The sequence below is a fragment of the Thauera sp. WH-2 genome (genome assembly GCF_048321015.1).
Taxonomy (GTDB): domain Bacteria; phylum Pseudomonadota; class Gammaproteobacteria; order Burkholderiales; family Rhodocyclaceae; genus Thauera.
In genome coordinates this window covers 19,650-31,724 of sequence record NZ_JBLWFG010000004.1, presented here as the reverse complement: position 1 = coordinate 31,724, position 12,075 = coordinate 19,650, and the positions used below count along the sequence as shown (strand labels likewise).

General features: G+C 67.3%; 6 protein-coding genes. 5 read left to right on the top strand and 1 reads right to left on the bottom strand.

The features are described from left to right. Positions 1 to 2: 2 nt before the first annotated feature. On the bottom strand, positions 3 to 1,196 hold the full coding sequence (locus ACNKW1_RS08310) for an acyl-CoA dehydrogenase (protein WP_418364119.1): 1,194 nt from the start codon (positions 1,194 to 1,196) through the stop codon (positions 3 to 5). Between the two features lie 212 nt (positions 1,197 to 1,408). Between ACNKW1_RS08310 and ACNKW1_RS08305 the strand changes: the two genes are divergently transcribed. The 5 genes from ACNKW1_RS08305 to pglX all read left to right on the top strand — a co-directional run bounded on the left by ACNKW1_RS08305 (position 1,409) and on the right by pglX (position 12,051). Next, the gene (locus tag ACNKW1_RS08305; protein ID WP_418364118.1) at positions 1,409 to 2,182 is read left to right on the top strand and encodes an IclR family transcriptional regulator; all 774 of its coding nucleotides are present in this window, start codon (positions 1,409 to 1,411) and stop codon (positions 2,180 to 2,182) included. Between the two features lie 299 nt (positions 2,183 to 2,481). After that, the gene (wrbA, locus tag ACNKW1_RS08300) at positions 2,482 to 3,084 is read left to right on the top strand and encodes an NAD(P)H:quinone oxidoreductase (RefSeq protein WP_418364117.1); all 603 of its coding nucleotides are present in this window, start codon (positions 2,482 to 2,484) and stop codon (positions 3,082 to 3,084) included. A 623-nt stretch (positions 3,085 to 3,707) separates the two neighbouring features. Continuing rightward, a complete protein-coding gene (locus tag ACNKW1_RS08295) occupies positions 3,708 to 3,929 on the top strand; it encodes a helix-turn-helix domain-containing protein (protein WP_418364116.1) in 222 nt (73 codons plus the stop codon). Then, positions 3,926 to 8,182, top strand: coding sequence for a BREX system serine/threonine kinase PglW (gene pglW / locus ACNKW1_RS08290; RefSeq protein ID WP_418364115.1), 4,257 nt, complete (start codon positions 3,926 to 3,928; stop codon positions 8,180 to 8,182). The genes ACNKW1_RS08295 and pglW overlap by 4 nt, the downstream gene beginning before the upstream one ends. Before the next feature lie 41 nt (positions 8,183 to 8,223). Continuing rightward, on the top strand, positions 8,224 to 12,051 hold the full coding sequence (gene pglX / locus ACNKW1_RS08285) for a BREX-2 system adenine-specific DNA-methyltransferase PglX (RefSeq protein WP_418364114.1): 3,828 nt from the start codon (positions 8,224 to 8,226) through the stop codon (positions 12,049 to 12,051). Positions 12,052 to 12,075: the final 24 nt, after the last annotated feature.

Below are 12,075 nucleotides of genomic sequence, written 5' to 3'. Positions count from 1 at the left end.
GGTCAGCAGAAGGCCTGGATGCCGGTCTGCGCGCGGCCGAGGATCAGCGCGTGGATGTCGTGTGTCCCCTCGTAGGTGTTAACCACTTCGAGATTGACCAGATGGCGCGCCACGCCGAACTCGTCCGAGATGCCGTTTCCGCCCATCATGTCGCGCGCCATGCGGGCGATGTCCAGTGCCTTGCCGCAGGAGTTGCGTTTCATGATGCTGGTGATCTCGACCGCAGCCGTGCCCTCGTCCTTCATCCGGCCCAGGCGAAGGCAGCCCTGCAGGCCCAGGGTGATCTCGGTCTGCATGTCAGCGAGCTTCTTTTGTATGAGCTGGTTGGCCGCCAGCGGGCGACCGAACTGCTTGCGGTCGAGCACGTACTGGCGCGCGGTGTGCCAGCAGGACTCTGCCGCGCCGAGTGCGCCCCACGCGATGCCGTAGCGTGCGGAGTTGAGGCAGGTGAAAGGCCCCTTCAGGCCGCGGATATCGGGGAAGGCGTTCTCCTCCGGGCAGAAGACCTCGTCCATGACGATCTCGCCGGTGATCGATGCACGCAGCCCGACCTTGCCGTGGATGGCAGGCGCGGACAGTCCCTTCCAGCCCTTCTCGAGCACGAATCCGCGGATGCGCTCGACCCCGTCCTCATCCTGGGCCTTGGCCCAGACCACGAAGACGTCCGCGATCGGGCTGTTGCTGATCCACATCTTGCTGCCGCTGAGCAGCCAGCCGCCCTCCACGCGCCTCGCCCGGCTCGCCATCGAGCCTGGATCCGAGCCGTGGTCGGGCTCGGTGAGGCCGAAGCAGCCGATCCACTCGCCCGTCGCCAGCCGTGGCAGATACTTGCGCTTCGTGGCTTCGGTGCCGAACTCGAAGATCGGCACCATCACCAGCGAACTCTGCACGCTCATCATCGAGCGGTAGCCCGAATCGACGCGCTCGATCTCGCGGGCGATCAACCCGTAGCTGACATAGCTCAGTCCCGCACCGCCATATTCCTCGGGGATGGTCGGCCCGAGCAGGCCGAGCGCACCCATCTCGCGGAAGATCGACGGGTCGGTGCGCTCGTGGCGGAAGGCTTCCGTGACGCGTGGCAGGAGCTGGTCCCCCGCAAAGGCGCGCGCGGTATCCATCACCATGCGCTCCTCGTTACTCAGCTGCTGGATGAGTAGCAGCGGGTCATCCCATTGAAAAGAGGCTGTGCTGGACATGATCAAATCCGGTTGAAGTTCCGCTGTGCAGAACAAATAATCATCAATGTGCTGGAATCGTTGCAAATATCGCGCCGAATGAGAAGCGGGATGCGCACTCAATCGCCATAGAATCGAAAAATTTCATAGAGTGTTCCGCTATGCAGAACAGAAAGGCCGGGGTGTCGCGGGGGGCAGAAGAGGCCTCTGGGGGTGGCGTAGATCGTCAGTTCGTGACGGCGCTCGCCCGTGGACTCGAACTGCTGCGCTGCTTCTCCAACGACGCCCGCCTGCTGTCCAATGGTGAGCTGGCCGAGCGCACCGGGCTCGCCAGGTCGACCGTTTCCAGGCTGACGCATACCTTGGTGCAGCTTGGCTACCTTGGCCTGGATGACGCATCGGGGCGCTATCGCCTGACCAGTGCGGTGCTGGCGCTGGGACATGCCGCGCTCGCCAATGTCCACGTGCGCGAGATGGCCCGGCCGCTGATGCAGGATCTGGCCGATTACGCGCAGGCCTTGGTGGCACTTTCCGCGCGTGATCGGCTCAGCATGATCTATCTGGAAAGCTGTCAGCCCCGCTCGCTGATGACGCTGAAGGTGAGCGCGGGAATGCAGTTGCCGATTGCCTCCACCTCGATGGGGCGCGCCTTCCTGTGTGCGCTGCCCGAGGCGGAGCGCCGCTTCCTCGTCGAGCAGATCCGCTTGCGTGACCCCGAGGCCTGGCCGGCCCTGGCCGAGGGCTTGCTGCGCGCCGACGAGGAGTTCCGCGAGCATGGCTACTGCACTTCGTTCGGGCATTGGAACCGTGACACCCATGCGGTCGCGGTTCCAATGCGGTGCCCGGGTCAGGATCTGTTGGTCCTCTCGGCGAGCGGGCCAGCCTATGCGCTCACCCGCGAGCGGATCGAGCGCGACCTGGGACCGCGGCTGGTCTACCTTGCGCGGGGAATCGAGGCGGGGGCGACAGAACGAGATGCCAGTTCCGAAGGGGCGGTAAGTGACTGACCCGTTGTCGGTTGCCTTGCAGTCTCCGCCATGCGGCGTGAGGCGCGGCGAGTTTGACCGCTGGTGCGTACAGACGGCCGATTCCCCGCTGCCAACGCGACATGGCGCATCGACGGGCGCGACCTTGCGGGTTGAAGGCGGTATCGTCGAGCGCACCGCATGATGCATGCGAAGCCAGAAGGCAATCTGCGACATCGCGCAGCCTGCCTATACTGCAGGATGCCCGGGCCGCCCGCACTGGCGCCCGGCGGTTGAACGGCAGTTCCTTGCTGCACGATCAATCCCACGGAGAAAGCGTCATGACCAAGGTTCTTGTTCTGTACTACTCGTCGTATGGACACATTGAAGCGATGGCATCCGCCGTCGCCGAAGGCGTGAGGGAAACAGGGGCACAGGCGACGATCAAGCGTGTCCCGGAGCTGGTGCCGGAGCAGGTCGCCCGATCGTCCGGCATCAAGCTCGACCAGGTCGCACCGATCGCCACGGTGGCCGAGCTCCCTGACTACGACGCGATCATCTTCGGTACTCCGACCCGCTTCGGCAACATGGCCTCGCAGATGCGCAACTTCCTCGACCAGACCGGTGGCCTGTGGGCCAAAGGCGCGCTGATCGGCAAGGTCGGGAGCGTGTTTGCCAGTACCGCGACCCAGCACGGCGGCCAGGAGACGACGATCACCAGTTTCCACACCACGCTGCTGCATCACGGCATGGTCATCGTCGGCGTGCCGTACTCGGAAGCACGCCAGACGATCATGAGTGAAATCACGGGTGGTAGCCCCTACGGCGCGACCACGCTCGCCGCGGGTGATGGTTCGCGCATGCCGAGCGAGAACGAGCTTGGCATCGCCCGGTTTCAGGGCCGGCACGTCGCGGCAATCGCCGCGAAGCTTGCCGCGGGATAGGCACGCGCCGAGGGCCTATGGGGCCTGAGCACAGACGTTGCATCTGGGTGTGCCCAGCCAGCGCCATTACGGCTCGCCACCATTCAGAGACCCGGAGTGCGCAGTCGAGACTGGAGGGTACTGATGCGGGGCGTGAGAGCGGTGGCAGCGATCCACAAGCGGTGTGCGCGGCGAGTAGCGGCGAGGCGCTGGAACTCCGGGAGAACGGAGAACGCGCATGCTCTGAAAAGAAAAGCAAAACGCCAGCCCCGAGGGACTGGCGTAAGTGCTTGATGCAATTGGTGGGCCCCCTGGGAGTCGAACCCAGCACCAACGGATTATGAGTTTCCTTGTAAATCAATAAGTTGTTGATATATAAGGCAAGCTGACCGTAAGTGGTCGAAGTCGAAAGTAACTAAGGATCAGTAGCTTAGCGTAGCTGACTACAGGAACCTGAAGCTGACGACTGTACCGCCCTTGTACCGGGAAGGGTGGCTCGGGGCCGTTCGGGGATGGCTAAGGGTGCGCAGGGCGAGTATGGAAATGTACTTGCCCTCCCCGCTAAAAAATACTACGCTGCGCAGCACCCCGACTCTATTTTGGGCGCCGCTGGTCGGCTCCGGCCGATCCACCGCCCCCCCCCCATGATCCGCTGTCACCTCTCCACCCTGATGCATCGCGACAAGTTGCGCATCGCCGATGTCGCGCGGCTCACCGGGCTCAACCGCAGCACCGTCACTGCCCTGTATCGCAACACCGCGACGCGCATCGAGCTGCCGGCGGTCGAACGCCTGTGCGCGCTGTTCCGCTGCTCCGTCGGCGACCTGCTCGAGTACGTGGCCGATGAGCCGGGGAGGGCTGCATGAGCATGGGGCCGTCGCGCTGGCACGTCATTGCCGAATCCAACTTCGCCTGGGAGCGCGAAGCGCTCGACTGGCTGCGCGAGCAATTGCCCGACCGCGAGCCCTGGCATGTCTGGAGCAACTTCGAGTTCATCGACGATCAGGGCAAGGTCAACGAGGTCGACGCGCTGGTGCTGTCGCCCGCCGGCCTATTCCTGGTCGAGATCAAGAGTCGTCCCGGGCGGTTGTCGGGCGATGCGCACTCGTGGACCTGGGTGACCGATGGCCACACCCGCACCGTCGACAACCCGCTGCTGCTCACCGATCGCAAGGCCAAGCGGCTTGCCAGCCTGCTGCGCCGCCAACCGGCCATCGCCAAGGCCAAGATCCGCCTGCCGTTCGTCGAGCCGCTGGTTTTTCTGTCCGCGACCGCGCTCGATTTCCAGCTTTCCGGTTCCGCCGCAGCTGGCGCCTTCAGGCGCGGGCGACCGGGCGTCGAGGGCGATGACGGCATCGTCGGTGCCCTTGCGCAGGGGCTGCGTGGGCCGATCCGTCACCCGGTCGACCATCAGCAGGCGCGCGCCATCACGCGCGGGCTTACCGAAGCCGGCGTGCGGCCTTCCAACAAGCACCGCCAGATCGGCGACTACGAGTTGGTCAAGCTCATCTCGGAAGGCGACGGCTACCAGGACTGGCAGGTACGCCACGTCAGCGTTGATACAGTGCAGCGCCGGGTGCGCATCTACACCATCGCTACCGCCTCCAGCCCGGAGGAGCGAGGCGCCCGCGCCCGCCAGGCCCGTCGCGAGTTCGAGGTGCTCGAAGGCATCGACCACCCCGGCATCCTGCGCTGCAACGACTACAAGGACAGCGAGCTCGGGCCGGCGCTCATCTTCGATCACGACCCTGCGTCGGTTCGCCTCGACCACCTGATCCGCGAGCGTGGCCAGCACCTCACGGTGGACCAACGCCTGCAACTGTTGCGCGACATCGCCGAAGCGCTCAAGTACGCCCACGGCAAGCGCCTTTATCACCGCGCTCTCGGGCCGCAGAGCGTGCTTGTGCGCGAGGACGGCAGCGGGTTCAAGGTCCAGTTGATGAACTGGCAGACGGCCTCGCGCGATGTCGATGCGGACGATACCGTGCATCGCACGACCGGTACCCAGCACGTCGAGGCCTATGTCGAGGATCCTGGCCAGGTCTATCTGGCGCCGGAGATCACGCGCGCGGACCCCGCCCACGGCGCCGAACTCGACGTCTTCTCGCTCGGCTGCCTCACCTGGTTGATCTTCAGCGGCCGCCCGCCGGCATCGAACACGCTGGAGCTCGCTGTCAAGCTGCGCGAAGGGCAGGGCCTGCGTCTGTCGGACGTGATGGACGGCTGCGGCAAGAAGCTGCAGGAGCTCGTGCAGTTCGCCACCCATCCTGATGTGCTTGGCCGCTACGACAACATCCAGGGCTTTCTGGCCGATCTGGAGAGCGTCGAGGACGAGCTCACCACGCCCGACCCCGAGGCCACTGTCGATCCCTGCGATGCAGTCAAGGGCGACCGCCTCGAAGGCGGTTTCACCGTCCTCACGCGGCTTGGGCGCGGCTCGTCCAGCATCGCGCTGCTCGTGCAGCAGGACGACAGCGACGAGGAGTTCGTCCTCAAGGTCGCCAACGATCTTGCCCACAGCGACAACCTGCAGGCCGAGGGCGAGGCGCTGGCCAAGCTGCGCCACCCCAACATCGTCGAATATCGCCAGACCCTGCAGATCGCCGGGCGTACCGCGCTGCTGCTCAAGAGCGCGGGCGAGCACACGCTGGCGGAAAAGCTGCGGGATGGACGCCTGTCGCTCGACCTCCTGCGCCGCTTCGGCGAGGAGCTGATCGAGGCGGTTCGCCATATCGAGGACATTGGCGTCATCCACCGCGACATCAAGCCCGACAACATCGGTATCAGCGGCGGGCGTGGCGGCAAGCTACAGCTCGTGCTGTTCGACTTCTCGCTGTGCCGCACCCCGGCAGAAAACCTTTCCGCCGGCACGCCGCCCTACCTCGACCCCTTCCTGCCGCTGCGCCCGGGCAAGCGCTGGGACCTCTACGCCGAGCGCTTCGCGGTCGCGGTCACGCTCTACGAAATGGCCGTCGGCAAGGCGCCGCGCTGGGGCGACGGCGCCAGCGCGCCGGCGGTGGTCGATGGCGAGCTCGCCTTCGAGACCGGCGTGTTCGACCCCGCCATCCGTGGCCCGCTCGACACCTTTTTCTCGCATGCCTTGGCGCGCGACTATCGCGAGCGTTTCGACAACGCCGAAGACATGCTGCGCGACTGGCGCCGGGTGTTCGAGGTCTTGTCCACCAGCCATCCCACCTCGGCCCAGGGCTTCGAGGCAATCGCCTTCGCCGCCACCGGCGAGACGACGATGGCCGAGCTCGGCTACAGCCTCGAAGCGCGCGACGTGCTCGAGCGCATGAGCATCCACAACGTTCATGAGCTGCTCGCGGTCGATCGCATCCGCTTCCGCTATCTGCGCGGCGTGGGCGACAAGATCCGCAAGGAGATCCGCCTCAAGGCCAAGGAGCTCGCCCGGCTGCGTCCGGATCTCACGAGGGGCCGCGGTACCCTGCACGACATGGAGGAGGGCGGCGGCAAGGGCGCGGAAAAGCTCGCCATCAGCATCAACGAGCTTGCCCGCCAGTTGCTGCCGCGGCGCCCCGCCGGCGACGACCGCCCGGAAGAGGCGGCGCTCGCCGACTTCCTCGGTCTCGACGAAGACAGCGCAGGCGAGGATGCCAGCCCGCTCCAGCCCCGCACCCCCTTGCGTCCCGCCGGCACCTGGCCGGCGCTTGGCGAGGCCGCGACGGCCTACGGGCTCGACCGCAAGGCGCTCACCGACGCCCTGGTCAAGGCCCGCGAACGCTGGCTCAAGAACCCGGCCTTCACCGAGCTGCGCAACCAGCTCGAAACCCTGCTGCACGGCCAGGGTCAGGTCATGACCAGCACCGAGGCCGCGCTCGCCCTGCTGGCCCTGCGTGGCTGTGCCGAGCAAGGCGACGACGAGCGCCTGCGCCTGGCCAGCGCGGTGCTGCGTGCCGCGCTCGAGGCCGAGAACCACCTCGAAAAGCCCCGCTTCGAGCTCTTCGACCATGCGGCCACGCCGCTCATCGCCACCAGCGCCGCCTGGGCCGACTACGCCCGCCAGCTCGGCGCCGTGGCCGATGCCAGCGCGCTGGCCGACCCGCTGCTGCCGCCGGCCCGCGTGCTGCAGGCGCTCGAAGGTATCCATGCCCCGCAGCCGGTGGACGACGAAGCCCCCGAGTCGCTGCGTGGCATCCAGCCCGCGCGTCTGCTGCGCCTTGCCACCGCGGCCTCGCGCACCGCGGCGCTGTCCAGCCGGCAGGAGATCTACCCGCGCCAGATGCCGGCGCTGCAGGCGCTGCGCCAGTCGCTCGGCGCCTTGGTCAGCCTCAAGGAGCTCGAAGTAGGCGACCTCAGGGCCCGCGTGCGCGGCCGCTACCCCGACGCCGAGCCCTTGCCCGACCGTCCCGTGCTCGACCGCCTGCTCGAAGAGGTCGAGGCCCCCTTCCGCTGGGATGACGAAGCGCGCCACTACCGTCGCCTCCAGTCGGGCACCACCAGCGGGGGCACCACGTCCTTTCAGCGCCTCACCACCGTCGATGGCCTCGCCCTGGTCGACGTCGCGGCGCAGGACGCTCAGGCGCTCGAAGACCGCTTGCAGCGCAACCTGCGCCAGGGCGGGCTGCTGGTGCTGTGCGTCGAGCCCCGCCTCGCCGTCCGCGCCGAGGCCGAGCTGCTGCGCCGCTTCGGCCCGGGTTCGGCCGCCGCCGGCGGGCTCGCCCGCTTCAGCTTCGACGCCCTGATGATCCAGGCCCTGCGCGCGCAGGCCGACGCCCTGGGCGCCGACTGGAACGTCATCCTGCGTGCCGACGGCGCCGCCCACGACAGCCGCGACTGGGCCAACTTGCAGCGCCTGGTGCAGCGGACGCTGCCCGGTCTGCGCGACCGGTTGCTCGGCAGCGCCGACCCGGTCCTGCTCACCAGCCCCGGCCTGCTCGCCCGCTACGGGCTGATGAGCCTGGTCTCCGAACTCGAAGCCCAAGTCGGCCGCCCCGGCTGCACACCCGCGCTATGGCTGCTCCTGCCCACCCACCGCCAGGGGTTGCCGATGCTCGATGGCGTGCCGGTGCCGCTGGTCCACGCCAGCGCTGCCGCCGACGTCCCGCAGTCCTGGATCAAGAACCATCACCGTGCGGCGCTCGCCACCCAGCCTTGAACTGCACTGCCTGCTCACTGCGCTCTTAACGGAATCCCTTCGTGATCCACGCCCCGCAACTCCTCGCCGACCTCACCCGCCAGATCAAGCGCCTCGAAGACGACCTGCGTGCCCGCATCGCGGAGCTGCCCGAGCTCGACGTCGCGCTGCGTGCCGAATGGCAGGCCGCCCGCGATGCCGACCGCTGCGCCGAGCCCTTCGAGAGCTGGGCCGACCAGGTCATCACCCAGGCCGGCGTGCATTGGTTGCTGTCCTGCGTGTTCCTGCGCTTCATCGAAGACAACCAGCTCGTCGACCGCCCCTGGCTGTCCGGCACGCCGGAGTTGGACGGCGGCGGCGGCCGGCTCGCGCTCGCGCGTGACCGTCACGAAGCCTACTTCCGCGCCCACCCGCTCGAATCCGACCGCGACTACCTGCTCGCCGCCTTCCGAGAGGCAGGCCGGCTTCCCGGCCTGCAGACCTTCTTCGACCAGGCGCACAACCCGGTCTTCCGCCTCGGCATCAGCGGTGACGCGGCGATGGCGCTGCGCCAGTTCTGGCAGACGGTGGACCCGGCGAGCGGGGCGCTGGTGCACGACTTCACCGACCCCGAGTGGGACACCCGCTTTCTTGGCGACCTCTATCAGGATCTGTCGGAGGCCACCCGCAAGCGCTACGCGCTGCTGCAGACCCCCGAGTTCGTCGAGGAATTCATCCTCGACCGCACGCTCACCCCGGCGATCCGCGAGTTCGGCTACCAGAGCGCGCGCATGATCGACCCCACCTGCGGCTCCGGCCACTTCCTGCTCGGCGGTTTCCACCGCCTGGTGGCGGAATGGCAGCGCCGCGAGCCCGGCCGCAACCCGCGCGACATCGCGCAGAAGGCGCTCGACGCGGTGGCCGGCGTGGACCTCAACCCCTTCGCCGTGGCGATCGCGCGCTTTCGCCTGCTGGTGGCGGCGCTCAAGGTGTGCGAAGTGTGCCGATTGGCGGATGCGCCCAACCTCAGGCTGCAGGTGGCCATCGGCGACAGCCTGCTGCACGGCCCGCGCTTCGGTTTCAAGGAAACCGAGGACATGTTCCAGCGCGCCGATGACTACGCCGACACCGGCCTAGCCCACGCCTTCGCCAGCGAGGACCTGGCCGAGGTGCAGAAGATCCTCGGCCGCCAGTACCACGCCGTGGTCGGCAACCCGCCCTACATCGTGGTCAAGGACGCGGCGCTGAACCAGGCCTACCGCCGGCGCTATCCAAACAGTTGCCACATGAAGTATTCGCTCGGCTGCCCCTTCACCGAGCGCTTCTTCGAGCTCGCGCAGACCGGGCGCGACGGGCAGGGAGACGTGGCCAAGGCAGGCTTCGTCGGCCTGATCACCGCCAACAGCTTCATGAAGCGCGAGTTCGGCGCCAAGCTCATCGAACAGGTGCTGCCGGCGCTGGATCTCACCCACGTCATCGACACCTCCGGCGCCTATATCCCGGGGCACGGTACGCCAACGGTGATTCTGTTCGGCCGCCACCGACCGCCGGTGGCGGGCGAGGTGCGCACGGTGATGGGGATCAAGGGCGAGCCGAGCACGCCGGAGGATCCCGCGACAGGGCAGGTGTGGTCCGCGATCCTCGGGCAGGTGGATGTGGCGGGGTCGGAAAGCGATTTTGTCAGCGTGGCGGACACGCCGCGGGCGACGTTCGGGAAGCATCCCTGGAGCATCGGCGGTGGCGGGGCTTCGGACCTGAAGGAGGTTATCGAAACTGATCGGCCGACACTCTCCGAGGCGTCCGACTCCGTGGGAATCACGTCCTTCACCCTTGAAGACGATGTATTTGTGAATCCTCCGAGCGCTTTCTCAAGGCAGGGAGTGACTGGCGGCATCCTGCGCGGCATGGTGAGTGGCGATGAGGTGCGGGATTGGTCTCACGCTCCGACTTCGGCTGCACTATTCCCGTATGACGAGGGATTTGAGTCCGTCGACTTGTTGTCGACGCCTGGCGCTCATCGATTCATGTGGCCCTACCGCACCGATTTGTCGAACAACAAGATGTTTGGTAAGCAGACCAAGGTGGAAGCCGGCCTGAAGTGGTGGGAGTACGGCAGGCTGACAACAAGAAAACTCCGTATCCCTTTTTCCATCACCTTCGCCGAGGTCGCCACCCACAACCACTTCGTCCTCGACCGCGGCGGCAAGGTGTTCAAGCAGACCGCGCCGGTCATCAAGCTGCCGGCGGAGGCGACCGAGGACGAGCATCTGGGCCTCCTCGGGCTCCTGAATTCGTCGGTGGCGTGCTTTTGGTTGAAGCAGGTGTGCTTCAACAAGGGAGACTCGACGGATACGAATGGCGCGAGAACTACAGGCGATCCTGCGTTTGATACTTACGCCTTCAACTCGACCAAGGTCGCTGACTTCCCGCTGATCGATGGCCGGCCGCTCGACTTGGCTCGTCGGCTCGATACCCTCTCCAGCGAGCGCGCCGCGACCCTCCCGGACGCGCTGCTGCGTGAAGGTCAGCCGCTGCCGACCCGCGCCACGCTGGCCGCCGCCCGCCGCGAGGCCGAATCCCTGCGCCAGCGCATGATCGCGCTGCAGGAAGAACTCGACTGGCGCTGCTACCGGCTCTACGGCCTGCTGCCCGAGGGCGTGGCCGAGCTGGAACACCCTCACCCGCCCGAAGTCCGCCTCGGCGAGCGCGCCTTCGAGATCGTGCTTGCCCGCCGCATGGCCGCGGGCAAGGAGAGCACGACCTGGTTCGAGCGCCACGGTGCCACGCCGATCACCGAGATCCCCGCCCACTGGCCGGCAGACTACCGCGCGGTGGTCGATCGGCGCATCGCGCTGATCGAAGCCGAGCGCAACATCGGCTTGATCGAGCGCCCGGAATACAAGCGGCGCTGGAACACGCCGCCGTGGGACGAGCAGGAGCAGGCCGCGCTGCGCGACTGGCTGCTCGCCCGGCTGGAATCCGCCCACTACTGGCCGCGCGGCGAGGGGCGCGAGGACACAGCCGGCGCCGCAGGCGGCGCGGGCGAACCGGCGCAGCTCTCCAGCATCAACCGCCTGGCCGACGCCGCCCGCCAGGACGCCGACTTCATGCAGATCGCCGAGCTCTACGCCGGCCGCGCCGACTTCGACGTCACCCGCCTGGTCGGCGAGCTGGTCGCCGCCGAGTCCGTGCCCTTCCTGCCCGTGCTGCGCTACACCGAAACCGGCCTGCGCAAGCGCGCCCAGTGGGAAGACTGCTGGGCGCTGCAGCGGCGCGAAGATGCCATCGATGCCGAGGTCGAGCAGGGGGCCGACGCACGGCGCCAGGCGTTGCTTGCGATCCTTGGCCAGGGGCGCGATGGAAGCGAGCCGGATGCGGAGGACTTGCGCTGGGTCGAGGAGACCTTGGCCACGGAACTGGCAAAGACCAAGGCCGAGCGCAAGGCGGTTGAGGTCGGGCGGATTCCGGTGCCTCCCAAATATCAGAGCAAGGACTTCCAGAAGGCCGACTTCTGGCGCCTGCGCGGCGGCCTGGACGTGCCCAAGGAGCGCTGGGTGAGCTACCCCGGCTGCGAACGCGGCGCCGACGGCAGCCAGCCGATTGCGTGGGCCGGCTGGGACCGCCTGCAGCAAGCCACCGCGCTCGCCGCCTACTACCTCGACATGAAGGACACCGAAGGCTGGCCCATCGATCGCCTGGTGCCGCTGCTCGCCGGCCTGCTCGAACTGCTGCCCTGGCTCAAGCAATGGCACAACCAGCTCGACCCCAACTTCGGCGAGCGCATGGGCGACTATTACGACGGCTTCGTGCGCGACGAGGCCAAGGCGCTGGGGGTGACGCTGGATGCGTTGCGGGCATGGAAACCGGCAGTGACGGCGGCCCGGCGCGGGCGTCGGCGGAGCGTGAGCTGAGTCACAGGTTTGAAAGTGTAAAAT